The 26,413-nt window shown below is 57.7% G+C and carries 20 protein-coding genes; 2 read left to right on the top strand and 18 right to left on the bottom strand.

Features of this window, described 5'->3' with window-relative positions; all coding sequences use genetic code 11:
- The first annotated feature begins 164 nt into the window (after positions 1-164).
- Together CEJ45_RS02860 and CEJ45_RS02855 are read left to right on the top strand one after the other, a co-directional pair.
- Positions 165-1,325, top strand: a complete 1,161-nt coding sequence (locus tag CEJ45_RS02860) for a glycerate kinase (RefSeq protein ID WP_088753725.1) — start codon at positions 165-167, stop codon at positions 1,323-1,325.
- A 737-nt stretch (positions 1,326-2,062) separates the two neighbouring features.
- The gene (locus CEJ45_RS02855) at positions 2,063-2,608 is read left to right on the top strand and encodes an FxDxF family PEP-CTERM protein (RefSeq protein ID WP_088753724.1); all 546 of its coding nucleotides are present in this window, start codon (positions 2,063-2,065) and stop codon (positions 2,606-2,608) included.
- A 655-nt stretch (positions 2,609-3,263) separates the two neighbouring features.
- Here CEJ45_RS02855 and CEJ45_RS02850 read toward each other — a convergent pair.
- The 18 genes from CEJ45_RS02850 to epsE form a co-directional block, all read right to left on the bottom strand.
- The gene (locus tag CEJ45_RS02850; RefSeq protein ID WP_088753723.1) at positions 3,264-4,682 is read right to left on the bottom strand and encodes a mannose-1-phosphate guanylyltransferase/mannose-6-phosphate isomerase; all 1,419 of its coding nucleotides are present in this window, start codon (positions 4,680-4,682) and stop codon (positions 3,264-3,266) included.
- Between the two features lie 23 nt (positions 4,683-4,705).
- The gene (locus tag CEJ45_RS02845) at positions 4,706-5,833 is read right to left on the bottom strand and encodes a nucleotidyltransferase family protein (protein WP_088754018.1); all 1,128 of its coding nucleotides are present in this window, start codon (positions 5,831-5,833) and stop codon (positions 4,706-4,708) included.
- 83 nt (positions 5,834-5,916) lie between these two features.
- A complete protein-coding gene (locus tag CEJ45_RS02840) occupies positions 5,917-7,239 on the bottom strand; it encodes a UDP-glucose dehydrogenase family protein (RefSeq protein WP_088753722.1) in 1,323 nt (440 codons plus the stop codon).
- Positions 7,240-7,305: 66 nt separating this feature from the next.
- Complete coding sequence (locus CEJ45_RS02835; RefSeq protein WP_088753721.1) at positions 7,306-8,604, bottom strand: lipopolysaccharide biosynthesis protein; 1,299 nt, start codon at positions 8,602-8,604, stop codon at positions 7,306-7,308.
- Positions 8,605-8,649: 45 nt separating this feature from the next.
- Positions 8,650-9,612 (bottom strand): glycosyltransferase family 2 protein, encoded by a 963-nt coding sequence (locus CEJ45_RS02830; protein WP_088753720.1) that lies wholly within the window; start codon positions 9,610-9,612, stop codon positions 8,650-8,652.
- Entirely contained in the window at positions 9,609-10,553 is a 945-nt protein-coding gene (locus CEJ45_RS02825) for a glycosyltransferase family 2 protein (protein WP_088753719.1), read from the bottom strand. Before CEJ45_RS02825 ends, CEJ45_RS02830 begins: the two co-directional genes overlap by 4 nt.
- Complete coding sequence (locus CEJ45_RS02820) at positions 10,550-11,812, bottom strand: O-antigen ligase family protein (RefSeq protein ID WP_158214889.1); 1,263 nt, start codon at positions 11,810-11,812, stop codon at positions 10,550-10,552. Before CEJ45_RS02820 ends, CEJ45_RS02825 begins: the two co-directional genes overlap by 4 nt.
- An 80-nt stretch (positions 11,813-11,892) precedes the next feature.
- Entirely contained in the window at positions 11,893-12,906 is a 1,014-nt protein-coding gene (locus tag CEJ45_RS02815) for a glycoside hydrolase family 16 protein (RefSeq protein ID WP_088753717.1), read from the bottom strand.
- Positions 12,907-12,936: 30 nt separating this feature from the next.
- Positions 12,937-14,022, bottom strand: coding sequence for an acyltransferase family protein (locus CEJ45_RS02810; protein ID WP_088753716.1), 1,086 nt, complete (start codon positions 14,020-14,022; stop codon positions 12,937-12,939).
- A gap of 29 nt (positions 14,023-14,051) precedes the next feature.
- The gene (locus CEJ45_RS02805; protein ID WP_088753715.1) at positions 14,052-15,209 is read right to left on the bottom strand and encodes an acyltransferase family protein; all 1,158 of its coding nucleotides are present in this window, start codon (positions 15,207-15,209) and stop codon (positions 14,052-14,054) included.
- Complete coding sequence (locus tag CEJ45_RS02800) at positions 15,206-17,149, bottom strand: SGNH hydrolase domain-containing protein (RefSeq protein WP_158214888.1); 1,944 nt, start codon at positions 17,147-17,149, stop codon at positions 15,206-15,208. The genes CEJ45_RS02805 and CEJ45_RS02800 overlap by 4 nt, the downstream gene beginning before the upstream one ends.
- Before the next feature lie 83 nt (positions 17,150-17,232).
- Positions 17,233-17,895 carry an LbetaH domain-containing protein gene (locus CEJ45_RS02795; RefSeq protein WP_141106953.1) on the bottom strand — a complete coding sequence of 221 codons (663 nt, stop codon included), beginning with the start codon at positions 17,893-17,895 and terminating at the stop codon, positions 17,233-17,235.
- A 52-nt stretch (positions 17,896-17,947) separates the two neighbouring features.
- A complete protein-coding gene (locus CEJ45_RS02790; protein WP_158214887.1) occupies positions 17,948-19,879 on the bottom strand; it encodes an acyltransferase family protein in 1,932 nt (643 codons plus the stop codon).
- Between the two features lie 10 nt (positions 19,880-19,889).
- Positions 19,890-21,068: a glycosyltransferase gene (locus CEJ45_RS02785; RefSeq protein WP_088753711.1), complete on the bottom strand. Its 1,179-nt coding sequence runs from the start codon at positions 21,066-21,068 to the stop codon at positions 19,890-19,892.
- Positions 21,069-21,356: 288 nt separating this feature from the next.
- Entirely contained in the window at positions 21,357-23,078 is a 1,722-nt protein-coding gene (gene xrtB, locus CEJ45_RS02775) for an exosortase B (RefSeq protein WP_338152852.1), read from the bottom strand.
- Between the two features lie 112 nt (positions 23,079-23,190).
- A complete protein-coding gene (gene epsG / locus CEJ45_RS02770; protein WP_088753708.1) occupies positions 23,191-24,075 on the bottom strand; it encodes a chain length determinant protein tyrosine kinase EpsG in 885 nt (294 codons plus the stop codon).
- Between the two features lie 43 nt (positions 24,076-24,118).
- Positions 24,119-25,522: a chain length determinant protein EpsF gene (gene epsF / locus CEJ45_RS02765; protein ID WP_088753707.1), complete on the bottom strand. Its 1,404-nt coding sequence runs from the start codon at positions 25,520-25,522 to the stop codon at positions 24,119-24,121.
- A gap of 70 nt (positions 25,523-25,592) precedes the next feature.
- A complete protein-coding gene (gene epsE, locus CEJ45_RS02760; RefSeq protein ID WP_338152851.1) occupies positions 25,593-26,345 on the bottom strand; it encodes a polysaccharide export protein EpsE in 753 nt (250 codons plus the stop codon).
- Positions 26,346-26,413 lie beyond the last annotated feature (68 nt).

Raw genomic sequence — 26,413 nt, 5'->3', positions numbered from 1 at the left:
CTGCCGTTGCTACTGTATATACCGGCGCTGCCATAATGCGGATGAGCCATGCTTATATAATGGCGCGGCAACAAGCCAAGCCGGACCACCCTCCGGCCCACAATCAAAACGAGACCCCAAGGCCTGCCCAGCTCGGCGCCAGGCTTCATCCTCAACAGCACATCATGACCACCCCTGCCCCTACCCGCCGCGCTCCCGTCGTCGTCATCGCCCCCGATTCGTTCAAAGGTTCTCTCTCTGCCGAAGAAGTCGCCGCTGCCATTGGCGCCGGCATTCAGGCGGCACTGCCCGATGCGCAAGTCCGGCTCTGCCCGATTGCAGACGGCGGCGAAGGGACACTGGACGCGCTCATGCATGCAGGCGGAGAACGCCTCACCGTTGAATGCCGCAATGCCGCCGCACAGGCAGCATCAGCACCGGTGGGCATCCTCAAGGATGGCACTGCGGTGGTGGAATCGGCTGCCATCGTCGGCATCACCGATGACGCCGGCATGGCCGTCGCAGTTCAACAGCGCACCACGCTGGGCGTAGGCGATGCGATCAGGCAGTTGCTGGATCGCGGGGCACGCCGCTTCCTGGTAGCGCTGGGCGGCAGCAGCACCAACGACGGCGGCGCCGGACTGCTGGCAGCGCTGGGCGTGGAGTTTTTCGATGCGGCTGGCGAGATCGTGCCGCCGGTACCGGCGCAGCTGCAACGCGTGGCGCGAGTGGATGCATCAGGACTGGATCCGCGCGTCAAGGAAGCACATTTCATGGCCATGTCGGACGTCGACAACCCACTGTGCGGCCCCGACGGGGCGACTGCCGTGTTTGGTCCACAGAAAGGCGTCAATCCCGACCAGGTGGCAACGCTGGACGCTGCCTTGGGCCATTTCGCGACGGTGCTGGAGCAGGTCCTTGGCCATCAGGCATCCGGCCAGCCTGGCGCGGGTGCAGCCGGTGGACTCGGCTATGCGCTGCTCATGCTGGGGGCGCAGTTCCGCTCGGGAGCGGAGACCGTGGCCGACCATATCGGGCTGGACGAAGCGCTGGCGGGGGCGGACTGGCTCATTACCGGCGAGGGCCGCAGTGACGCGCAGACCCTGCACGGCAAGGCACCTTTCATCGCCAGCCAGCGCGCGCGCCGCGCTGGTGTGCCGACCACCCTGCTATCGGGCGGGATTGACCGTAAGTCACTGGATAAGCTGCAGAGCAGCTTCTCAGGATGCTTTTCCATCACTTTCGGACCGATGGATCTGAAGGAAGCCATTGCGCAGGCACCCGGACTGCTCAAGGATAGCGGCGAGCAGCTGGCACGCTTGTGGCAGGGCGCTGGCGCCCGCTGAGTCGCCTTTCCCCGATAAGGTAGCGCCCTCCCCGATTCAGAAGGGGGGACGCTTCGCTTGGACCTCCCAATCCCACTCGTTAACTGGTGCGGCAATTTGCCCCCCCCCACTCCCCCGCCCTCAGCATTACTCCCGTTTCATTGCGATCACCCCAGCCGATTGCAGCAAAAAATGACTCGGAATCCCCGTAAATCACAAATTAACTAAAAAACAACATTCTTGCGAATTGCGACAAATTGAAGGCTAGTTTGTTGAGAACCAGCAATGTAAAGAGAGCAAAAAATATATTTTCAATATTGCAATATCAATTTTGCAATTTTCAGTATTCTTTTGATAACTTTCTAGCTTCAATGTGTTGTTTTTTAGACAAAATAATTGCCCCACGGATTTGTTAATTTCCGCAGCGCACAATTGCACGTAAATGCCCTGCAGAAACTCTTGAAATCCTTTACTGGCGCGGCTTTCCGGCCGCTTAAAAAAATCACGAAAAGTGGATTTTCAGGCCAAATTTTATTGCTCAGCTCCAGACCAAATGTTATAGTTCCGACATCAACGCATTTTTTGTAACAACCGTCAGAATTTGTCAGGAATTGTTTGATTTCAGGCAATATAGATTGACTGTGACGCAGTTGTCCCAGGGCAATCCTCGCATCAAAGTGAGTTGATTTGGTTTGGAATGGAAAGCGCCACGCGCAATCCTCTTCATAAATTGTCTTGAACTTAAAAGGATTGATCCCATGAAAAAGCTGCTCGTCACATCTGCCATCTCCCTGGCCCTCGCAATGGCTGCCGGTTCTGCCAATGCAACCACGTTCACCTTGGATGTCACCAAAGGTAGCGCCGCCATCCCCTCGCTCAACTATGCAGCCAACCAAAGCTTCAGCGACGTCTACAACTTCACCATCACCAGCGTGAAGGACCTGTCCGCATCGATCACTGCAACCTTCGTCACCACCACTAATGGCGGCGTACAGACCTTCGTGCTGCAAAACCTGGCCGACAACACCACCATTGGCAGTACCAAGTACACCAACACCCTTGGCAACAAGACCGTTACCACCTTCGCCATCGATGCCACCAGCCTGAGCGCAGGCAGCTATGCACTGAAGGTCACCGGCAAGGGCAGCTACGGCGGTTCGCTGGATCTGACCTCGCCCGTGCCTGAAGCGTCGTCCACCGCCATGATGCTGGGTGGATTGGCTCTCGTAGGCTTGATCGCTTCGCGCCGTCGCCGCAAGGAAGATGGCAAGTCCTTTGCCCCTTCGGCAATGGCCGCTGCCTGAGCCTCAGCACTCCGAGCCCCGAAAACGCCCGAGTAATCGGGCGTTTTTTTGTCCTCACCGCTCTCCTGAGATCGGTCAATTCAGCGCTGTTGCGTTGCGTGCAGGCAGTTTCTGGCCCCACCGGGGTGCGGCCCCGACATTAAATGTCGCGGCGAAGGATTGTCAACAACCAGCGAAAAAGCTCGACGGCGTTGGATTACGAAGTGAAAAAACGGACGCAATCAGCACGCCAGCACCAAAATAGATTGCCTGGATGTGATGCATATACAGAATTGCCCCGAACAGTCGGACACTAAAGGACACCGAGCGCTGGAATTCACAATAAATCACGATCCCGCTGATGATGAAGAACTGGTCACCACGAATTGAAGAGATAGCCGTGACTTCTCAACCAATGAGAAGCACCATGTGAAGAGCGAGCAGGCCGACTCGGCAACATGAAATAAAAATAGCGCAAGCCGCCAGTGTGCGCCATGAATATCAGGACTGAATTTACTAGCTGATATGCCCCACCCCGACGGGCAATGAACAAACCAGATCATTAGTCCGTAGCAAGGGTATTGCCGCTGCTACCGGAGATGGTAACGTCGGCATTGCACATACACTCCGGACAGAACCTGCTTCGCAGCGGGTTCAGCCGTGCCGTTCTTGCCTCTTAAACCCGCTTGTAGACATCCTCAAACCGGACGATGTCATCTTCCCCAAGGTAGCTGCCGGACTGCACCTCGATGAGGTGCAGCGGCAGCTTGCCCGGGTTCTCCAGGCGATGGGTCACGCCAATGGGCAGGTAGATCGATTCATTTTCGCTGAGCAGTTTAACTTCCTCGCCGCGGGTGACCAGAGCTGTGCCGCTCACGACCACCCAGTGCTCGGCACGGTGATGATGCATCTGCAGCGACAGCTTCTCGCCCGGCTTGACGATGATGCGCTTGACCTGGAAACGCTCCCCCGACGCCACACTTTCATAACTGCCCCATGGACGATAGACGCGCTTGTGATGGATCGGCTCGGTACGGCCCTGGGCCTTGAGTTGATCGACCACTTTCTTGACATCCTGCACCTTGTCCTTGTGCGCCACCAGCACCGCATCGTCCGTCTCGACAATGATCAGGTCATCCACGCCCAATGCCGATACCAAGCGGCTTTCAGCACGCACCAGCGTGTTGGTGACATCCTGCAGGTGAACGTCGCCGCGCTGGACGTTGCCGTTCTCATCACTTTCCTGCACTGCCCACAATGCGCTCCACGAGCCCACGTCGCTCCAGCCGATATCGGCAAGCACCACGACCGCACGGCGCGTCTTTTCCATCACGGCGTAATCGATGGATTCGGAAGGAGTGGCTTCGAAACTGGCCGGATCCAGGCGGCAGAAGTCCAGATCTTCATATCCTTTCGCGACCGCCTGGGCGACCGGATCGGCGATGTCAGGACGATAGGCCTGCAACTCGTCAAGGAAATCAGCGGCCTTGAAAAGGAACATGCCGCTGTTCCACGAATATCCACCATCGGCCAGGAAGTGCTCGGCCGTGGCCAGGTCCGGCTTTTCCACGAATTTGTCGACGACATAGGCGCTGCTCACCCCTGCCACCGCTTCACCACGACGGATGTAGCCGTAGCCGGTCTCCGGGGCCGACGGCAGGATCCCGAAAGTGGCCAGTGCCCCTCCCGCCACCGCTTCGGCAGCCCGCGAGACGGCCTCATGGAAAGCAGGGACATTGGTGATCACATGGTCTGCCGCCAGTACCAGCATGACCGCATCCGGATCGCGCTGACGCAGCAGGTGCGCGGCCGCAGCTACCGCCGGGGCGGTATTCTTGCCCGTGGGTTCGAGCACGATGGCCAGCGGCTTCACGCCGATGGCACGCATCTGTTCAGCCACCATGAAGCGGTGATCGTTGCCGCACACGAACAGCGGCGGCATGATCTCGGGCCAGTCGCTCACTCGTGCCACCGTCTCCTGCAGCATGGTGCGCTCACCCACTACCGAAATGAGCTGCTTGGGCAGGGCCGCGCGCGACAGTGGCCACAGCCGTGTGCCGGAGCCGCCAGAAAGAATGATGGGATAGATTTTCATGTTTTCCTCAAGGTATCTTGTTATCACTGGCCGGCGCCGGGATCACGCTGCTTGACGCGGCGATCCCGGGCGTCATTCCAGTGATTGTCCTGGAACTCCGAAATGTGGCGCATCTGGCCGTCATGGGTCACGCTGTAATCGCCGCATACCACCGAGTTCTCCACCTTGGTTCCAGGAGCGGTGCGAGTATATTCGAACAGCACACTGCGCACCACTTCGGAGCCTGCACAGATGTGGCTGCCGTGGCCAATCCAGGTCGGGCCCACGATACGGCTGCCGGCTTCCACATGGGTACCGGCGCCAATGTAGACCGGTCCTTCAATGACAGTACCTTCGCGGTCGATGCGCGTGTTGAGACCCACCCACAAGCCATCGTCGATCTGGGTACCAGGAACGTACATCTGCGCGACCTTGCCACTCAAAACACTTTGCAGAACCGACCAGAAATCGGTGACGTTGCCGATGTCGATCCAGTTGAAGAAACGCTTCTGGGCATAGAACGGCACTTTCTTCTCCACCAGCAGCGGGAACAGATCCGAGCCAATGTCGAACACCGTATTGCTGGGAATGAGGTTCAGCACTTCCGGCTCCATGATGTAGATACCGGTGCTGGCCAGATTGGACAGCGCGTCTTCCTGGCGCGGCTTCTCTTGGAACGATTGCACTCGTCCCTCTTCGTCGGCGACTACGATGCCGTAGCTGGACACCTGGTCGGCCGCCACTTCCTTGGTGATCACGCTGACCAGGGCACCCTTGCGGCGATGCTCGAACAGCGCCGACTGAATATCCAGGTCGATCAGCGCATCACCGCAGATGACCAGGGTGGTTTCGTCGAAGAAACCGCCAAATTCCTGGATCTTTTTCATGCCGCCAGCCGAACCGATGGGATGGGGATGCACCTCGCCCTGGTCGTCCAGATACCCTTCGAAGGAGTAACCGATGCGCGCACCGAAACGCTGGCCTTCGCCGAAATACTGCTCGATCTTTTCGTGGAGATAACTGACGTTGACCATGATGTCGAGGATGCCGTACTTGACGAGGTGCTCCACCAGGTACTCCATCACCGGCTTGCCCAGGATGGGGATCATCGGTTTGGGCAGATCGTAGGTCAGGGGACGCACCCGCGTGCCCTTGCCTGCTGCCAGAATCATGGCCTTCATATCGCGTTATCCTTTTTGTTTTCAGTGAGGTGTTATCGGTCCACGCAACCGAGCGGCTACGCGGACCATGCCAATCAGCGGCGGCCGATGGCGAAATACTCGATGCCGCGCTTGCGCATCTGCGCAGGGACGTAGAGGTTGCGGCCATCGAAGATCACCGGCTGCTTCAGGCTGCTCTTGATCACGTCGAAATTGGGCACGCGGAATTCCTTCCACTCCGTCACGATCACCAGGGCATCGGCACCGGTGAGGGCATCCTGGTGCGAGCTCGCATAGGACAGACGGTCATCGTTGCCATAGATGCGGCGAGTCTCGTCCATGGCCACCGGGTCATAAGCACGCACGCGTGCGCCCATCTCCCACAGGCCTTCGATGATCACGCGGCTGGAGGCCTCGCGCATGTCGTCGGTATTGGGCTTGAACGCCAAGCCCCACACCGCGAACACCTTGCCTTTGAGATCGCTGCCGAAGCGTGAGCGGATCTTGTCGAGCAGCACGTGCTTCTGGGCATCGTTGGCTTCCTCGACCGCATTGAGCACCTTCAGGCGCCGGCCGCTCTCCTCTGCCGTGCGGATCAAGGCCTGCACATCCTTGGGGAAGCAGGAGCCGCCGTAACCGCATCCGGGATATAGGAAATGGAAACCGATGCGGGGATCGGAACCGATGCCCACACGGATCTGTTCGATGTCGGCGCCGAGGTCATCAGCCAAGTTGGCCAGTTCATTCATGAACGAGATGCGGGTAGCCAGCATGGCATTGGCCGCGTACTTGGTCAGCTCGGCGGAGCGGATATCCATCACGATGACGCGATCGTGATTGCGGATGAAAGGCGCATACAGTTCACGCATCACCGTGATGGCGCGCTCGCTGTCGGCACCAATGACCACGCGATCGGGACGCATGAAGTCTTCCACCGCCGCGCCTTCCTTGAGGAATTCCGGATTGGAGACCACATCGAAAGGTGTCTCCAGCTTGCGTGCAGCCAATTCTTCGGCGATGGCGGCACGCACCTTGTCCCCGGTGCCCACAGGTACCGTGGATTTGTCGATGACGACCTTGTAGTCGGTCATGTATTTGCCGATATTGCGGGCGGCCGAGACCACGTACTTGAGGTCAGCCGAACCGTCCTCATCCGGCGGGGTACCCACGGCAATGAACTGCAGTTCGCCGAAGACCACGGATTCGGCGATATCAGTAGTGAACTGCAGCCGGCCTGCGGCAACGTTGCGGTGAACCAGGTCCTGCAGGCCCGGTTCGTGGATCGGGATGCCGCCTTCGCGCAGGATGCGGATCTTGTTCTCATCCAGATCCAGGCACATCACGTCGTTGCCCATTTCCGCCAGGCAAGTGCCGGTCACCAACCCCACATAGCCGGTACCAATGACTGTAATTTTCATGTTTTTTCCTTCACCAATTTGAACCTGTAAAACGGACATCCGCCTCGCCATCAAGGGCCAGTGCGGTCAGTTGTCTCCGATTATTGTGTTGGCTCGCTCGGGATAGGGCGCCGGGTCCTTGCAAAGGAACGCCGCCGCCCATAACACCCCAGCCAGCAAGAAGTGTGCAAGCACGAATGCACCAATCAAACCCGGCACCCCACCCAGCCGTACGCCTGCCACCAAGACGAAGCCGAAGCCGATGGCAGAAAACCCGTAAATGCTCGCCCGCACCCCCTGCCGCCCGGCACCGGTGAGAGCATCACCGGCTGCGTATTGCAGGGCAATGAAGGGCAAGGAGGCCGCAAGGCCGATGGTGGTATGCACGCTGCCGGCAAAATCATGGCCCAGCACCGTAGGTGCAAACAGCGCCGCGACCGCTACCGCAATGGCCGACACTACCCCCGTTCCGAACAGTGCAGGCGCCACCTTGATCGCATAGCGGCGGCTGGCGGCAATGCCGTTGGACCCATGCACGAAGAACTTGGGATAAAAAATGCGCGTCATCACCTGCATCGGGAACAGCCCCAATTGCAGGATGCGGGAGGCCGCGCCATAGACCCCGAGGGCGAAGGCATCGGCAAAGCGTGACAACACCATGCGGTCCAGATTGCCCTGCATGGCCCGCGAACCCTGGTTGATGCAGAACATCAATCCGGTGCGGATCTCCCCTACCAGCAACACCCATTGCGGCTTGCCGTACAAGTGGGCAGCCAGCCAGGCGTAGATCGCCATCATCACCAGCGACTGCACCGCCAGCCAGATGATCCACTGATCAAGATCGCGCAGCCCCAGCACGACGAAGAACACCAGTGCAACCAGCAGTCGTGCCACCACCGTGGCTACGCGTACCCAACCTGCACGGGCCGTATGGCCGAAAGCAACCATCACCAGCTCGGTGGAAGCCGATACGCGCGCCAGGCCGATCTCGGCAAACAGCGCCAGCGCAACGAAACCTGCCGCTACCTCAACATGCAAGAGCCCAAGCGCGACAAACGAACCGATGGCAACAGCCAAGGGCAACGTCACCCCGATGGCGCACAGCATGTTGCCGTAATACAGCGCGAATTTGCTGCGATCGCGCGAGACGGAGCGCACCAGCATGTCAGCACCACCGATACCGATGAGCTCGACACCCACCGCCACAATGGCAAGGATGGCGGTATATCGGCCGAACTGCTCGACACCCAGGCCCCGCGCTGTCAGCGCGAAGGTCACCAGTTGCAGTCCGAGCGCACCGATGGTGGGCACCATCGTCGCCACGATGGTGCGCAGGCGGAATTTGCTCTCCAGCCGGTCGAGCAATGCGTGGAGGCGCTCAAGCATGGCAGGCGCTCCGGTAGGTACGGCAGACCGCTGGCACAACCATGCTCAGCGGCATGACTTCTGGCCCGGTTCGTCGGGGCGTGCATATTCGACGAACACGTCGCCGAAATGGGAGGCCCAGCGGCCGCGAATCTTGTCGTACTCCAGCAGCCAGCCGATCATGGGTGACTCAGGTTCACGTCGGAACAAAGGGTAGAACGGCAGGCGCGCCGTGATACCCAGGGTCTTGAGCAGCGAGCGCATCCCATTGCCCCCCACGCTTTCCCAGCGTACGGCATGATTGCCAACACGATAGCGACGCTGGCGCATCCATTTGAAACCGGCACGCGATTGCGGGACTTCTTCATGGATCCATGCGTCCTCGGACCACGCCATGGGGTGGCCACGATGGAAAAGCTTGCGGAAGAACACGGTATCGCCGCCACCAGACAATCCGAACTTCTCGTCGAACAGCGGACGCGGCTCGCTGGCGATGGCCTGCATGTCGATGAGGAAGTTGCACGAGCAGAAAACGAAGGGCTTGCCCTCCAAGAACTGGCGCTGCACCGACCAATAGCGAGCGTATTTGCGCAGATGCGCTGCACTGTCGGGAAACACCGGTCGTACCGGCCCGCCGACGATCGCCGCCTGCTCCGACGCTTGGGTCTTGAGCAATTCCTTGAGCCAGCCGGGAGCGGGCCATTCGTCATCATCGATCATGGCCATAAAACGCACGCCCAAGCGGGTGGCTTCGTCGAAAACCGCATTTCGTGCGGCGGAAATCCCAGGGGTCGCTTCGATCAAGTAACGTACCGCAATTCCGCTACGTGCCGAAAACGCCTCCACCGAAGCCTTTACCAGCGGATCGCTGCCATCATTGTCGGCGATGATGACCGTGACCGGCTGGCCGTGCGTGGCCACGGCTACAGCAATATGCTCAAGCAGGCGTTCCAAGCCTGCGCGACGCTTGTATGTACACAGACCGATCGCAACCAAGGGTGCACTGGAACTTTCCACAATAGTGCTCATGAGTTCTTTCCTTCTGAAGAAACGTAACGTGCCGTCCTGGCTCCGGCTAATCCCGCGATACGCCCACAGTAGTGCGCGGTCACCAGGATTGAACGGGCGCAAGTATCCCGACGCATCAAGACAGCCGCCGCCACAGTACGCAGCAGAGATACAGCAAGGCCTTTGCAGGCATTCCAACTTGTGGACGGCAGTCCGTCGTAGAAGCGATCAATGCGGACCATGTAGGCGCCTGTTGTGGCGTAGCGCCTGAGCAGGCTAATGAAGGTCAGCCGATCACTGGGGGCAGGCTCAATTACCAGTGCCTCGTCGCACCAAGCGATGCGACCCTTTGCGCGCGCCACGCGCCGGAACAAATCATAATCTTCACCTCCGGAGGCGCCGTACTCGTTGCGGAACAGCGGAATTCCGATCAAATCCACTGTCTTGCGTGCCACTGCAAGATTCTGAGTAGTGTTCAGAGTGGACACCAGTCCGGTAGGCCAGCGCTTGCGAGAGGCAAAGATACTGTTGCGAGCGAAGATACTGGCGCTATCAGGCAAAAGGCCATCTACAGGCCCGCCTACCAGATGCGCGTCAAACCGTTGCCCGGTTTGCAGCACCTGATCCAACCAGCCGGGCGTGACACGACCATCGTCGTCAAGCATGAGGAGCCAGTCCCACTCTGGGCAGACCTCAGCAGCACGCCTAACAAGGGCGTTTCGCACCTGCGCAACACCACGTTCGCGAACGGGAATACATTCAGCAACAGGCCAATGTTGAGTAAATTCTGCTACCACGGCCTGCGCCTCGGTACCACAATCATTGTCTGCGACCACTACATAGACATCCCTGCCCTGTATTTCCGGCAACAAACTGTCGAGCAAGATACGCAGCAAATCAGGACGGCGGAAAGTCGGAATTCCGATAACGATACGCAGCTGCATGGTTTCAGGCATGCTCATGGAAACCTCTTAAGAGACTGAGTGCCGGGGCCACTTGAGCTCCGAGCCAACGGGGTCGTCTGAATCCTTGCAACAGGGACCCGCGCCAATTCGCGCAGTGTCACTGCACGCAAGAAAATCATGCAATACCAACCGACCCCTGCAGCAAACACTTCGTGTGTTTCGACCATCCCGTGGACCATGTTGAACGCTGCCACTCCTGCGCAAGTCAACGTGATGCGGTCTTGACGCAGGAATGGAGCTACCACAGCCAAATAAAACAGAACACCGAAAAAGGCCAGGAAACCGAGGACACCACCGTCCCCAAATGAGCCCAGAAAAGCATTGTGAGGCGTTACGATAGCGCCCAACTCTCCCAGCCGCATGGCGAGTGGTGAAGTAAGTTCAGACAAGGAAGTATAGGCGCCTGGTCCCTCTCCAATGAACGGCGTATTGAGCATGGAGTTGAAATAGACTGACCAAACGGTAGTACGACCAGAAAACGTGGGGTCGTGCCCCAGGGCAGACAAAATCGGGGGCAAGATGAAGATGCCAAAAACTGCAATCGACATGGTCAGCACGATCACCGTCGTCACGCCCAATGCCGGAGTCACCCGGGTGCGCAGCAGATGAATCAGGAACAGGTAGCCAATGCTGAGCATGGTTGCCGCCAGCGCTCCCTTAGACCCGGAACCCAGCAGGCAAGCGGCGGCCAGGACTACCATCGCTGCCGGCAGACGCCAGCTTTGGCGACTGATTAACGTACCACCGATGATCAGCGTCAGCGCCGCTACCCATCCCAACTGGTTCTTTTGTGTAAATACACCGCGCCACACCTTTGTACTTGTACCGTACAACTGAGTGCCGACCTTGGGAACCAGCAAGGCCATCACCACTGACAGAAGGACGATTGCGAACATCCCGCGCATTAGAGCCACAAGCGCCTTCTTCGGCGGCATTTCACCCACAACCATGGCAGCAGACAACGCCATCAAGATCCACAACATCATGCTACGCAACGAAACGAATGGCTGCGCCCCGAAGACAGATGCCACGATGCCCACCACTATCAGTGGCAGCCAAGGCTTCAACACACGCATCAGGAAGTCGAACCCTTGGCCGGTCGTATGCAAAAAGAATCCGGTGAGCACCATCAGCCACAACAAATACTGGAATGGAACACCAAGTGCCTTTTCCGTGATCAATGACTCGGTGCCCCCGAAGCTTGTGGCGGGATAAAGCCACGCTGCGGTGAACTGAATTACCGACATGACAAGCATGAGCATCCAGAAACTTCGACGAACGAAGTATCCCGGAGTCTGATGTACCTCCGGCACTGCATCGTTCCAAGGCTGGTTGCTCAATTTCCCTGACATGTCTTTACCCCATTGGCAGCCACGTTGCACTGATCCGGCTCACCCAACGTGTACGCCGAGATTTCGTCAACCTCAAACTTCACGGGCATTGGGTTCTCGTCAGTAGCGCGGCCCACCCAAGTTCCGCCCACTGCGAGGTTGACGATCATGTACATTGGCTTGTCGAATCCGGGTGGGGTGGCTATCTGAGCAATCGGCCGTCGATCAAGGTAATACACAACCCGCTCGGGCGTCCACAAGGCGCCGTACCGGTGAAACTGTTTGTCGAAACCTGGGACGACCGTACGACAACCTGAGGCTTTCTGCTGTCCCGAAGGCTCTTTCCAGTGTACGGTGGTGACAATTTTGTCAGGTTCATGCCCAGGGGCCTCGAAGACATCCAACTCTGGTGGCCAGCTCTTATCGAACGGCAACAACCAGAACGCTGGCAACAAATTTCGTCCCGCAGGTACTTTGGCGCGAATTTCAAAATACCCATATTTCTGAAGGAAGGACTTGCGGGTAGTCAGCAATCCTGACATGAATTGAAAACCCGGAAGCGCGGCCTTTAGCTCCGGCGGGATTCGGTCCGCCGTAATGGTCAGGATGCCATTGCTGGTAGTGAAGGGGTTGAGATTCAATGGAGCGCTAGTCGAACCACGATAATCAGGATCGACGTAAATCTGCTGCTCCTGTGCACCCGGCAACGTACGCTTGACCACCCAGTCGTAACCCAGCCAACGTTTTGCGGTGTCATCGTATCCGGCGTCATAGTGCGGGGTCCATCGATTGGACTTCAGATCCAGCTTGTCAAATGCGTCAACGAAATTTCGACGCAGTTGCACTTGGGGATAGTCACCAGCAGTTACAGCGACGCAACCCAAAGCCACCGCTTGGTTCGGCTGAGGCAGGTTGATACTCTCTTGAGCCAACCCTTGCTTGCTTGTCAGCAGCACGGCAGCTGACAACGAGGCACCAAGAAGGCTGCGTACACGAACTCTTGCTATCTTCGTTTTCATAAAAACCTCTTTTTCAAACACGCAACGATCTCAGCAGACTTCCTGAGCAGCATTGCCGGGCACCCGCTTTGGGCTTAAACGGGAACTGAAATATCGTGTCACGGGTTTCTCGACGAGAACGTGCACAACAGCGCCTAAAGCCAACGAAACCGCGCAACTTAAAGCGACGTACAGATACGGTTGCTGAAGGCCAGCTTTGGACCATAACAATGCCACCAGATTCAAGGCGAACGGATGGGACAAGTACAGGGCGTATGATGCGTCTCCCAGGAATACCAGAGCTTGCTTAAATCCGGCATATCGCACCGGTTGCACCAAGAGCACCGCACCGGCACAGATCGCAAGCGCGGGCAAGCCCATCCACAGTACCCTGGCGGCCCAGAAGTGTGCAGCAATACCCAGGTCCATAAGAACAAACATCGCCAAGAATCCGCCTGTTATCAGCAATGCAGCCGTGACGCCACCCACACGGGCGCCCTTCTCATGGGCTATCGAAAGCAAGATCCCCAAAAGGAATTCCAGCATGATGGGGTTGCTCCAGAACGACATCGGCAGGCTCTTGAAGGTATCGAATATGCCCAATACAGACAAAGAACCAATTGTGAGAAACACAAAGCCCAATCCCTTTGCACGAGGCAGCACAAGGGCCGCGCCGAAAACGACATAAAAGAAAAACTCGTAGTTGAGCGTCCAGCCCAGCATCAGCATCGGATAGGGCTGACCATACGCGTTCGGGTAGGGAATAAACAGGAAAGATGTAACGATATGCCAGAGAGACAGTGCAGAGTGGCGAATATGGCCCGAGAAAAATACCGCTGCGGCGATCATTGCCAGTGTAAATAACCAATACGGTGGCACGATGCGGACCAGCCGACGGATGAGGAAGCGTCTAGATGCTCCCTCATGGCCGAAATCACCGCTGGAGATGGCGTGCATGATGAAGCCACTAATCACAAAAAAAATGTCTACACCACCTGCCAGATAGATACCAGTCCAGGGAGTATAGGTCGCAGCACCGAAGTTCATCCCTGCGGCCTGATGCTGCACATGGCTGAGCAAGACCATCGCCGCCGCCAAGAAGCGCAGGATTTGGAGGTTGGGTAATGTATTTTTCATTTGCCGATTTGTTTCGATAGTTCTTGCTGTTAGCTCGAGCGGACAGGCACAACGCCTCGGGAGCGCGTGGTCACGCGCATGACCCAGTGCCGTGCGGGCTCTTCGACCCAGCGCCAAGTGCAGTAGCCGAGAACCAGCGCAACGCCAATTCCGGCACTCCAGACTAAAAATGACGGCCCCAGATGAGCGCCCAGGTCATAGTTAAAGAAGCGCAAGCCCACGCGCTGTAAAAGCGTGACGAAGAATGTTTCGACCAGTGCGTGGGTCATGTACAAACTGTAGGAAATCTTGCCCAGGAAGAGCAATGTTGGTCGACGTAGCAGTGACTGGAACCAATTTTCTGAGAGCGCAGCCATGATCATTGGCGGAGCCAGCAACACTGCCAGCGCCGAAAACTTGTCAAAAAACAGGACAACCAAAGTGCCGCCGACGAACAGCAACGCAGCCGTCCCGGAGGAGAACCACCTTACCGGGGCAACGCGATACAGCAGCATACCCCCGAAGAACAACGGAAACACTCGCATTAGCACCGGCCAGCCATTGGTGGGAAAAGGATCGGGCGACAACTGCTGCAAATAAAGAGTAAAGGGTACCACCGCAGACGCGACCAGCATCAGCCCCGCCACCACTCCGCGACAACGTAAGGCCAAGGGCACCAAAAGCGGAAACAGCAAATAAGCATGCCACTCCGCGCTTATCGACCACGCAGGATAGTTCCACGATCGGTAGTCGATCCAAGGACCATGCAGCATGGCCAGCGATCCGGCAAAGGCCCCTAAACTATAGCGACCACCCCACTGATACAGATCCGGAGATTTGTAGATTGCGGGAAGCATGCACAGAAGCATCAAGAACATTGCTGCCACGTGAACAGGATAGAGCCTGGCCACGCGGGCTCGCATAAATTGCCAGAATGCGGCCCAGTGCAATGTCCCGGAGAAGGCTCGCTGGTAGACGTGCATCATGACGAAGCCGCTCATGAGAAAAAAAACGTCTACCGGATACCAGCCTTGTAATAACAGAGGAAACTTCTCGGCGAAGGTAGTCCGCAAAATTGCCAGCGGCCCATACATGTGATAGCAAACCACGAACAACGCGAGCATCCCGCGCAGACCATCGAGCTCATGTATGCGTCGAACCGGCGGATGGGCAGGTGCCTCGCTTGCTTTTTTCAGATCCGGGCTCATTTGCTACCCTCGTTTTGCACCAGAGCCTTGCGCCAGACGTCGGACAGCGCTATCGCACCAGAACGCGACAGATGGTTGTCATCAGCATAAAGCACTACCCCATTGCGAAGTACTGCACAGTCTTTGCCGTCGCACATTGATGCACCGACGTCGAGTACCCGAAGCATCACAGGGGAAGCTTGTTCGATACGCGCGAAAGCGGCACGCAACTCAGCTTGGCGGCGCTGATGCTCGAATACTGGCAATGCTACCTCGCGTGGCCAGCCGAACAGCTGCGACAGCGTCAACGCGCGAGGAATGTCGAAGCGCTGCTCAGGCAGATAGGCCAACACAACCACGTTGCGTCCTTTTAGAGCTTCCAGCGTACGCAACATGCCGCGTTCGAACACATAGCGGTTTTCCTGATAACTGACTTGCTTGGTCTGACTGTCCTTAATGAACCAGCCGCTCTGTTCGAACTGGCCGTATCGGCTGCCCAGCAGGGCCGAAGTCCAGCGGGCAACAAGCACCACATCGCTGATCTCAGGATGTTTGTTGAGCAAGTTCAGGTTGGCTTCCATGATCCCGACGCAGGAAGGATTATCAGTCTGAACTACGCCCAGCAACGGAAAGCATCCGCTATGCGTAAGGACGATCCCGCTCTTTCCGGCATCATGGGCAGCCTGAGTGATGCCGGGGACCAGCGCATCCCCGAAGCTGTCACCAATGAAGGCAAATGAAGCTGGCTTGCTGGACGTACCTATCGTACATACATCGCCAGCATCGAGCCGCTTGCGAGACGGGCTGTCGCACGCAGGGCGCAGAGGATTGGTGTCAAGAGCGGCAGCTGCGTAATGGCGCACGTCGGGTGCAAATCGTCCAGGCATACCACCTGTCGCATGAACTGACACGGCCAGAGCAACGCCAACGGCAGTCACACCAAAGGTATATCCGAACACCTGTCGGCGGGAAAGCACCAGGCGATTAGCGTCACGCCATGGCTGCTCAACCCATTTCCAGCTCGCCCAGGCAAGCATATGAACTACAACCAGGTACGCCAGTATTTCCAAGCCATTGAGCTTGCGGAACAGGACGTATTGCAACACAACGATCAACGGCCAATGCCACAAATACATAGAGTAGGAAATCTTGCCGATGAACATCATCGGGCGAGCGGCCAGCAAGGCATTGGCCCCCACAGGACCGCCCTGCCCTGCATAAATTAGCAAGGCAGCCCCCATGCACGGCACAAGGGCACGCTCTCCAGGAAAGATGTCGTGTGGAGCAAACAGGAAGATTGCCACAGCCATCAGTACCAGTCCTAATATCCCCAGCGCCTTACGCAACGCAGCAGAACGCGCCGGCGGTACTATGCCCATAGCCAACAACGCGCCGATGAGCAACTCCCAGACTCGATCAAACGGCAAATAGAAAGCGGCGTCTGAAGCCACGCGTGCCTGCCATATGGAAAAAGCAAACGACACTACCGTCAGAGCGATCAAGACAGTAGCAACATGTCGACGTGCATGCCGCCACAGCAGCATTAGCAGCAACGGAAAGAAAAGGTCTTCCACCGCCAGAGACCATGTATGCAACAGCGGCTTGGTTTCTGCGAGCGGATCAAAGTAGCCACTCTTGAGATAGAAATAAACATTCGAGGAGAAGAGGACAGTAGCACCAACGCTCTGCGCCAACAGCTTGAAGTCCAAGGGAACGAAGACGATGGCGCAGACGAGCAGAGTCACCAGCACCATCGCGATTAAAGCTGGTTGAATGCGGCGGATACGACGTTCGTAAAAGCGCCCCAGGGAAAACCTCCCAGCCTCCAGATCCTGGAAGATGATGGTCGAGATGAGATATCCCGAGATCACGAAAAAGATGTCCACGCCCACAAAACCGCCACTGAGCACACCGACACCGGCGTGGTAGAGAATGACAGATAGGACAGCGACGGCGCGCAAGCCATCTATATCGGGACGGTACCCAAGGAACTTCACAGTGCGCCTCTCTATGGCAGAAACAAGAGGACCAGGTGCCTGAGCACTCAGGTCCAGTTTTTTTCAAATACGAATTTATCGTCGGCAGTTCGCTCGGAAATTACTTTAGCCGGCACACCACCCACGACCACGTCGGGTTGCTCAATGTGCTTGGTCACCACTGCACCCATTCCCACCACTACGCGGTCTGCAACGCCGGCACCTGGTGAAAACCGCACCGCAGAACCGAGGTAACACTGGCTACCAATACTGATGTCACGATTCATAGTACTCGCCCCGTGGGTCAGAAATTGTGAGGCAAACCCGGCCACCCAAGTACCATCACCGATGCTGATTGCACCATAGACATCAAAACGATGATCTTCATGAATGAGGCTGTTGATGCCGGTCTTAAAGCTGCGCGCATAGCCCATGTGCGCAGACTTCGGATGTGCAGCCGCTTCTCCGCATTCAATTAGATTGTTAATACCCAGCAAAGTACGATCACCAAGATTCACGCTGATCGGGCCAATAAAACGGTTACCTCGGCGAATCGTCACATCATCACCGGCAACAAACGACTCTACGGCGATCTGCACTTGCCAGCCGAGACGATTGCGCGCGCCAAAGCGATAGCCCATCAGGGCCGAATAAAACAGCATCCGCAGTCGCGAAGTCGGCAACAACGAAATCGACAAGGCCATCATGCGTTTGATGCGATAAGAACTCATGTCTGAATAAAGATAAAGTTGAATTGGATTTCAGGCTCGCCACATTGGTGGCTCATGGTTGGCGAGATCCGATCACACCACGAGTCACTGAAGCAGGTTCAACTGCTGCAACAGTCCCCGCAATCAACGGCATCATGAGACCGACCACGTAACTTGAACCCTCAACGGTGAGATGACCATAATCGAATTGAATTGGAACCCCGCCATCTACGATTACCTTGCAGCTATGATCGACACAAAGCGCGTTGATCAACGAAAAGTATTGAGCTCCGGCAGCGGTAGCAACCTGCCGCATCTGCGGGTCGAGCGCAAACGGACCAGACGTCAACCCAGCAGCCGCAAGCTCTTGAGACGGCGCCGATGCACGTACCAGAAAACGCGGCAAGGCAGAGACGTATTGAGGGATCGGCCCTACTACCACGACCCGCTTGGCCCCCTTGAGGGCTGCTGAAATTGTTAAGGGCAAGCCCTTGAGGTCCGAGTGGGTCCAGCGTCCAGCCAACACCACTACGTCGACCGGATGGCTGGGAAGCCACTGCTTGAGAACATCGGTCACGAACTGTTCGCACAGGTTCTTGGGATGGTCAAAATCAGTCAGTGCAGGTCGGCAGCCGGTATGGGTGGCTTGTAACACGTTGATGCCGTTCGCTCTCGCATGCAGTCCAGGCCAAAGGTGGGCTGCATGACTGTCGCCAATCAACAGAAGGTTACGCTCGCCTTCCTTGCGTTGTAGGCAATGCTCAGCATCAAACTGCTCGTTCTCGCCGACCACGAAGCAACTTCCACCACGGTACTGCTGGTCGCCGTTGTAGGTTTCATATTTGGCAAAAGCAAGTTGCTGATCGTTGAACCGTTGGGGCCAGCCTTGAGGCAGCACATACGCCAAACCAACGCACAGCGCCGCCGCGATAGCCAAACCGGCCCGCCCGAGGACGACTCGATTAGGCAGAAGGGGACTGACATGACGGAACGGACGTTCAACATACCTCCAGGACAACCATCCCATCAGCATCGAAGCAAGCAACTCAGCGAATTTAACCGGCCAAGTTTGCTCGCGTAGAAGACCAATCTGAGTGAAGACGATCACCGGCCAATGCCAGAGATAAAGCGAGAACGAAATCTTGCCGACAAATACCATAGGCTGCCACGACAGCAGACGGCCGACCAGTGAACCACCGTTTCCACCGGCCAGAATGATGGCGACCGCACCTAGCACCGGCAATAGCGCCGCCACGCCCGGAAACGGCACGCCTTCGTTATAGAACTTGATTGCCACCAGAATGGCAAGTAGACCGGCACCCGACAGAAATTCACGCAGCCAGCGCCTTTGCGCTGGAAGGTTCGGAAAAATTGCCACCAAGGCACCGGCCAACAATTCCCATGCCCGGGTCGGGATGAGGTAAAAGGTCGCAGCAGCGTCGTGCTCGATAAGCCATGCAGAAAAAACGAACGACACCAACGCAATCGTGAATGCTCCCCAGCGGATCGCCGCCTGGCTACGGGCCCGGAGCACAAGCAAGATCAGCGGCCAGAACAGATAGAATTGCTCTTCCACCGCCAGTGACCACGTATGGAGCAAGGCCTTGGTATGGGAATCGGGTGCGAAGTAACCGCTTTCCGAATAGAAAAGCATGTTGGAATAGAACAGCGTGGTCGACACCACCGACTTGCCATAGCGAAGCAATTCACCCGGCAGCATGACCATCGGCGCAAGCACCGAGACCGCGGCCAGCATCGCGAACAGAGCGGGAAAGATCCGTAGCACGCGACGACGGTAGAAATCAGCGATCGAGAAGCTGCCTTCCCGCATCTCACGCACGATGATTCTGGTGATCAAGTAGCCTGAGATAACAAAAAACACATCCACGCCAACGAAACCGCCAAAGAACCCGGGAAAGCCGATGTGGAACATGACCACTGGCAAGATAGCCACGGCCCGCAAACCATCGACGTCTGCCCTGTATGTCTGGTGGATATTGTTCATAGTCTTCAGCTCAACGCGAGAGAGCGGCCAGCAGTGCCTGACCGCGGTCACTCCAGCGGAACAAGCTTCGCGCCTGGTTGAACGCATTGTCCTGCATGCGATTCAAGCTTTCGACGTCGTCAATGGCGGCTACCACCGCGCTGGCCAGGGACGCATGGTCCGGGGTTTGAATCATTTGCTCGCGCAACTCCGCCTGCAAGCCAGCCACCGCATCAATAAGGGTTGCCACCGGAAGGCGGCGGAAAATATAGTCCAGAAACTTCAATTTGAAGCCACCACCAATAGCCTCTGGTACGAGTGCGATGCGGGCCCGCTCATAGATCGCGGTTGGGTCATCCACAAAACCGTGCAGCACGGTGGCCTTGAGTCCCTGTTCAATATCCTTGCGGAAACTGGCGGGCATATCGCCCACAACATCAAAAGTGACGCCAGCAGCTGCGAAGATTGAGTCTGCGATCTTGAGGAACTGACGCAGATTTTCCTGCTTTGCTGCCCAGTGAAAGGACCCCACCATGATCACATGGCGCGGCCCGCTGGCATCGATGCGACGATGTTCCTTAACCTTACCGTTGTAGCCAGGCGTCAGTACCAGGGTCTTCACACCCGGACTTTGGGCGGAAAAACCGGCAGCATCCTCGGCCGTAATAGCCGTGACCACGTCGACCGTGTCGACCATATAGCGCTCCATCGCCTTGACCTTGAAGTAGTTCTGCCAAAAGCCAGCACGTTTCACGAAGCCAACATCAGATTCAGCGGCCACGGCCCGCAGCACCTTCTCTTCATGGTTATGAGCGATATAGGCCAAACGCGGACGCCGGCCTGCCCGCCGCAAAATACGCATGAAATCGCGCAGCGCCCAACCCGAGGCGTAATGGTCGAATATGACTGCATCCCACTCCTGCGCATACAAGCTCTCAAGTTCACCGCGATAACGGCTGGTTGCATGCTTAGCGGCCACCAGTGGCAGTGTGGACAGTAATGCGCGCGCGGTACTGTAGCGACCGCCGGAGACAGTGGTCCACTGCACCGCCCCCCCTTGGGGCGCTGGCCCAGTCTGTTCGTCAGCAATGCCGACGAAGCTCAGCGCGCCATTTGCTTGTGCGAATGACTGCGCAAGTTGTGCCGTATAGATCCTGTCCCCACTGTTGGCCGGGAAAGGAATCTCGCGCGCGATCCATAAACATTTCATAAGCCTGCCTTCACTAGTTTTTACTTGTCGCTGGCCATGTTAGCCAAGCTATTCGGTCTATCCCCTGCAAGTGCACGCCAGTGCCTGATTACCAGCGGACCGCTCCCGGGCCAGCAAAGAGCACCACGATGTTGGCCTTGAGAGAAAATGCTTTGAGCATGCAAATGTTCGTCTGCTGCATGCCAAGCACAACCAGCGTGCACAACGCCATGAGGCGCTGAGGGTAATTGATGAAATGAGAGTCCACCGGGAGAACGCACCGCGGAGAAAAAAAGGCGAAGAACCCCTTCACTTGCTTTCCCCGTTGCCCATCATGGCTAGCCTCGAGTCGTCGTTCCATCCTTTGAGCAACAAAGCCTTCCCCTGCGGAGTGAGCGCCGCCACAAAGTCCCTGAGGAAGTCCTCCTGCAAGCGATAGGCTTCGTCCGCTTCGGCCGGATCGTTCATGAGACTGGAGGCGCGCACCAAGATGCCATCGGGCACTTTGCCTTCGAGGCCATCGCGCAGGAGCTTCATGCGGGTATCGAGACCACCACGTGGAAATGCATCACCGATATGGATCCAGTAGCTGACGGCCTCGATGCGATTCTTGTTCTGCATGAGGAAGCGGTCACCTTCGACATCTGCGACACCCGGCAAATCGAACCGCGCCAAATCGTGGGAAAGTTGACGAAACCCTTGCGCCTCGTAGCATATTTCAGGGCGATGAATTTTCACCTCCTGGCGTTGCTGGCGGGCGTAAGCCAGTGCCAGCATGACCTGCTCACCCTCTGCATTACGATAGGTTTTCATGGCCACCGCATCATATGGGCGCTCATTGCTGGTCTGGCCCGGCTCACCGACCGACAGGTCCACCTGCAAATAGGGCGAAGGCACTTCGACCCAGCCAGCGAAACGCTTGGGCACAAGTGCCTCCATGTTGGGAGGCGTACCTACAACCAACGGCTCGGGCGTCATCCACAGCGCCACACCTTGGGCCAGGGTCATGGGCAACATCAGCAGCAATGCTGCTCGCGCACTGATGCGAAACAGGTCGGCATTGCGGCGCCACAGTTCGCCCTGCGGCTCCTTGCGCGCTGGCGGACTCGCCACCGGCTTGCTGGCAACGTGGCGACGTTCACGGCGCTCCACCAGCCAAACCAGCGTATTGTCGATCACCATGATCAGCGTCAATGCCGTCAGGAACAGCACCATCCCGGCGAAACCGTGGAGGAAGCCCTGCCCTGCCGCATCGCCGAGGTAATACGTGATGAGCGCCAGGACGACTACCCGCACCGTATTGGAGGCAAAGGAAATCGGCACGATCAGGCAGGCCAGCACGGCATTGCGCAACACCGAATGATGGCGCACAAGGTTCATGTAGAGCAGGCCCAGCGCTTCCAGCGTGAACAGGGAATTGAGCCCGGCGCAGGCATCGGCCACCAGCAGCTGGTACTGGCCCACCACCAAGATCACGCCGTCGCGTCCGACGGGGTAGCCCAGCGTGTGCAGTATGGTCTGGGTTGCGGCCGAGACGGCAATCTTCATGGGTAGCGTGACTGCGTCAACGAAGGTACTCGGCAACGGGATCATGAAGAGCATGAAGAAGAACGCGAACCACATGCGCCGGCAAGTTTGCCAACCGTAGAAGAAGATGATTGTGCCCGCGCAGACCGGGATGAGCGAGCCCATCTCCAGCATCAGCACGGCCTGCGAGCGTCCCAGCACGTAGGCAGCCAAGCCCAGCAGGAGGACCGCAGCACCCAGCGCCGGACGTGGTGCACGGACCAATTGACCAGCCCGCAGCAGTTGCCGGATCCTGATGTAAAAGAATCCAAACGAAACCAGTAACACGATGGGCCCGTGCGCATTGCGCTCCGTCCCCCAGGGCCCGTGCAGCAAATCCACGATGCTGGGGACGTAGAGCACCAGTACGCCAAGCAACACAAGCAACCAGGGCAGGTCTGGCCGACCGCCCTGGGGAGCATTGCCGCGCTGGGGCGCCATGCTGGTTTCACCTGCTAGAGACATTCCATTGCCTTTCCGAAATGGGAGACCACATCCAATACCCTCGATTGACGCAGGGCATCACCAGAGACATCCTCGCAGGTGTCCCTGACGGCTTAGTCTCCCCCTGGGATGATCAGAATTCGTTGAGAACCGATCCGACCACCGCAACGCCGGACTGGGCCAGCTGTTCGCTCAACACGCGCAGCGCCGATACATGGCTCAGATGCTTACGGGCGATCAGCATGGCAGCGCCGGCTCGCACAGCCACCGTCTGCACGTCAGCATAGGCGTCGCCGGCCGGCGTATCGATGAGGATCACGTCATATTCTGGCGCTAGTTCCTCTAGCAACTGCGTGAAGGCAGGACGTCCCAGCAACTCCTGTGGGTTAGGTGCCTTGGGGCCGGCAGGCAACACCGATAAGCCCAGTAAAGCGGGAACGCGCTGCACCGGGTTTTCACCGCGACCAGAGAGGATCGACGACAATCCGCTGCCATTCTTGAGACCAAACAGTTCATGCTGGCGCGGATTGCGCATGTCGGCATCGATGAGCAACGTGCGCTCCCCCAGCTGCGAGAACACCACTGCCAGGTTGGCGGCCAAGAAGCTGCGACCTTCGCTGCGACCTGAGCTGCCAATGGCCAATACCTTGCGATCGGCCTCGACACCGAACCAGCGCAGCATGAGCTGACTGCGCAGCGCCCGCAGCGCCTCCACTTGGGCATCGAAGGGGTTGTAGGCTGCGATCAGCTCGGTGCTGACACTGCTCTGTCCCTTGCGCAAGTACGGATACTCGAACTGGCGCGAGATCGCGTCATCGATATCTTCCTGCTTGAGCAGGCGCAGCTCGATGGCAGCGTCGCCAAAACGCAGGCCCTTCTCCTTTTGCAGGCGCATGATGCGTTCGGCATTTTCAGGCGTCAGCAGGCCGCTGTCGACGAGGATGGCGCCGATCGAACGGCCCGGCAGCTTGCCGCCTGCGGAAGAGACGCTCTCGGATGGTGTTTGATGATCGTTCATTTATTCTTGCTCCGTGAAAAGTCGTGGTCCTGGCAGGCGGCGCTCACGCGCCTGCTGCTGCAGTCTTGCGCTGCCAGAAGCGGCGCTTGCGGACGGGCGCGTTAGCGCGCTTGATCTCACCCAGTACCGGCACACCGGCCAGGCCCTGGATGTCCACCACGGAACGAACGCGGCGATTTGTCAGTTCCAGTACGAGAGCCGCTGCCACACCCAGGAAAGTACCGACGAACAGGGACAGAACGATGTTCAGCGGAATCTTGGGCGCCCATGCCGCCGTGGGCGGATAGGCCACGGTCAGAACACCGATATCGGACTGTACAGCCGACACGTCCATATTCACCTGGGTAGCACGCTGGGAGATGACCTTGTAGGCATCCTGGGCGCTGTCGAGTTCACGTTGCAGGACTGACAGCTCATCACGCTTGCGATTGAGTTCCAGCACCTTAGCCTTCTGCGCCGCTACCGCAGCACGCAACTCCGCTTCGCGCTTGATGAAAACGGATGCGTTATTGCTCACCGCACTGGCCGCTACCGAAATCTGGCGATTCAACTCGGCGCGCAAATTGTCTACATCAGCCTTGGCTGCCAAGTAGTCCGGATGACGCGTACCGAGGCGCTGGGAGAGCTGGGCCAGCTTTGATTCCGAGGCACCCAGGCTGGCCTTGAGATTCTGGATCAAGTTGTTGTTGGTAACATCGGGGGACTCGCCAGCGCCGGTGCCCTGCACCTGACCACGACGCGAAGTCGCTTCCATGGTCTGGGTCTGGGCCTGAGCCAGTTGCGTGGATAGGTCGTTGAGGTGGGTCGTCTCCACATCGAAATGGTTGTCGGTGGCGACAATGCCATTTTCTTCCTGGTACTTCGACATCTTGCGCTGGGCCTCGTCATAGGCTTCACGGCGACGCTTCACTTCCGCCGAAAAATAGCTGTTGGCCTGCTGCGATGGGGCCACCTTGAGGTCAATGCTGACTTGCTGATAAGCGGTGGCGAAGGCATTGGCGACAGCGGCCGCGAATGCGGGATCAGCATTTTTGTAAGTGATTTCGAGAACGTTGCTGTCTCTAGCGGGGACTACGTCAAGCTTTTTCATCAGCAGTTGGGCCATCCACACACGGAAGTCGCCGACTCCGTCAGTTTGGCTTTCAAAGAGCTGTCGCGCCTCCGCACTCTGCGTCAGCTTGAGCGCATCCACCACCTTCAGCGCCACGGCTTGGCTGCTGATGATGTCCACCTGCGTCGGAATGTATCCCGGCGTCAGCTGCGCAGGCAGCGCCAGACCGGTCAAGGCATCGGTACCCTTGAAGTTGAGCACCAGGCTGGTACTGGCCTTGTAGGTCTTGGGCATGATCAAGCTCACGATCAGCGTGAGCAAAACGACGGTTCCCAACACCTTGAGGATGAGACTCTTGCGCGCTTGCAGGATGAGGAATAGCTGGGCGAAATTCATAATCAGGCTCTTGGTCTTGTTGGTTTCGATGGATGACGCAACAGGCAGGTGGTCAGATTCCGGCAGGGAATCAGAACCAGCTTTCGCGAACGTAGACGATGTCGTCCGGTTGCAGCAGCGTCTCGTCAGTGACCTTGAACTCGGTCATCTTGCCATCCTCACCGCGGCGTTTGATCTTCAAGCCGCGTTCGGTGCCGCGCTGGGTCAGGCCACCACCGGTCGACAGCGCCTGCAGCACCGTCATGCCATGCTCAAGGCGGTACATGCCAGGGCGCTGCACTTCACCGTAGATGAAGAACTTCTGGGCGCGATCCACCATCAGGACGTCGTCCCTTTCCAGCACCACGTTCTTGCTGGGGTCGCCGCCCATGCTAAGTTCCCACAGATTGATCTGCTGGCGGGTTGTCACGCCGTCGCGGGTACGCACCAAGGTGACGATATCGCCACCATCAGGAGTCACGCCGCCTGCGTTGGCCACCATGTCAGTCACGGTACGCGGACCGTCCAGCACATAGCGTCCCGGCTTGGCCACCTGGCCCAGGACGGCGACCTGCTGGCTCACCATGTTGGTCACCAACACGTTGACCTGGGGATCCTTCATGTAGCCCTTGTCGCGTAGCTGGCGCGCAATCTTCTGCTCGGCCTCGGTGGAGGAAAGGCCGATCACGCGGACTTCGCCCAGGAAAGGCACGGTGATGTTGCCCGACTCGGTGACGCGAGTTTCAGTAGGCTGGTTGGTGTCGCCATAAATGGTTACTCGGAGGACGTCACCCGGGCCCACCGGTACATCGCCGGCGTTCGCCCATCCAGTGAGCAACATCATCAACATGCCCAAGCAAACTAAACATTTCTTCATCTCTGCCACCTTGATTGACTGTGTTCTTAATATTC

This window comes from Herbaspirillum aquaticum, assembly GCF_002213425.1.
GTDB classification, from domain to species: Bacteria; Pseudomonadota; Gammaproteobacteria; order Burkholderiales; family Burkholderiaceae_D; genus Herbaspirillum; species Herbaspirillum aquaticum.
This window is presented reverse-complemented; position numbering and strand designations above follow the sequence as displayed.

What these genes read in the sequence shown, in the direction of transcription:
- CEJ45_RS02860 (WP_088753725.1), top strand. Translation starts at nt 165, where the DNA reads ATGACCACCCCTGCCCCTACCCGCCGCGCTCCCGTCGTCGTCATCGCC.
- CEJ45_RS02855 (WP_088753724.1), top strand. Translation starts at nt 2,063, where the DNA reads ATGAAAAAGCTGCTCGTCACATCTGCCATCTCCCTGGCCCTCGCAATG.
- CEJ45_RS02850 (WP_088753723.1), bottom strand. Translation starts at nt 4,682, where the DNA reads ATGAAAATCTATCCCATCATTCTTTCTGGCGGCTCCGGCACACGGCTG.
- CEJ45_RS02845 (WP_088754018.1), bottom strand. Translation starts at nt 5,833, where the DNA reads ATGATTCTGGCAGCAGGCAAGGGCACGCGGGTGCGTCCCCTGACCTAC.
- CEJ45_RS02840 (WP_088753722.1), bottom strand. Translation starts at nt 7,239, where the DNA reads ATGAAAATTACAGTCATTGGTACCGGCTATGTGGGGTTGGTGACCGGC.
- CEJ45_RS02835 (WP_088753721.1), bottom strand. Translation starts at nt 8,604, where the DNA reads ATGCTTGAGCGCCTCCACGCATTGCTCGACCGGCTGGAGAGCAAATTC.
- CEJ45_RS02830 (WP_088753720.1), bottom strand. Translation starts at nt 9,612, where the DNA reads ATGAGCACTATTGTGGAAAGTTCCAGTGCACCCTTGGTTGCGATCGGT.
- CEJ45_RS02825 (WP_088753719.1), bottom strand. Translation starts at nt 10,553, where the DNA reads ATGAGCATGCCTGAAACCATGCAGCTGCGTATCGTTATCGGAATTCCG.
- CEJ45_RS02820 (WP_158214889.1), bottom strand. Translation starts at nt 11,812, where the DNA reads ATGCTTGTCATGTCGGTAATTCAGTTCACCGCAGCGTGGCTTTATCCC.
- CEJ45_RS02815 (WP_088753717.1), bottom strand. Translation starts at nt 12,906, where the DNA reads ATGAAAACGAAGATAGCAAGAGTTCGTGTACGCAGCCTTCTTGGTGCC.
- CEJ45_RS02810 (WP_088753716.1), bottom strand. Translation starts at nt 14,022, where the DNA reads ATGAAAAATACATTACCCAACCTCCAAATCCTGCGCTTCTTGGCGGCG.
- CEJ45_RS02805 (WP_088753715.1), bottom strand. Translation starts at nt 15,209, where the DNA reads ATGAGCCCGGATCTGAAAAAAGCAAGCGAGGCACCTGCCCATCCGCCG.
- CEJ45_RS02795 (WP_141106953.1), bottom strand. Translation starts at nt 17,895, where the DNA reads ATGAGTTCTTATCGCATCAAACGCATGATGGCCTTGTCGATTTCGTTG.
- CEJ45_RS02790 (WP_158214887.1), bottom strand. Translation starts at nt 19,879, where the DNA reads ATGAACAATATCCACCAGACATACAGGGCAGACGTCGATGGTTTGCGG.
- CEJ45_RS02785 (WP_088753711.1), bottom strand. Translation starts at nt 21,068, where the DNA reads ATGAAATGTTTATGGATCGCGCGCGAGATTCCTTTCCCGGCCAACAGT.
- xrtB (WP_338152852.1), bottom strand. Translation starts at nt 23,078, where the DNA reads ATGTCTCTAGCAGGTGAAACCAGCATGGCGCCCCAGCGCGGCAATGCT.
- epsG (WP_088753708.1), bottom strand. Translation starts at nt 24,075, where the DNA reads ATGAACGATCATCAAACACCATCCGAGAGCGTCTCTTCCGCAGGCGGC.
- epsF (WP_088753707.1), bottom strand. Translation starts at nt 25,522, where the DNA reads ATGAATTTCGCCCAGCTATTCCTCATCCTGCAAGCGCGCAAGAGTCTC.
- epsE (WP_338152851.1), bottom strand. Translation starts at nt 26,345, where the DNA reads ATGATGTTGCTCACTGGATGGGCGAACGCCGGCGATGTACCGGTGGGC.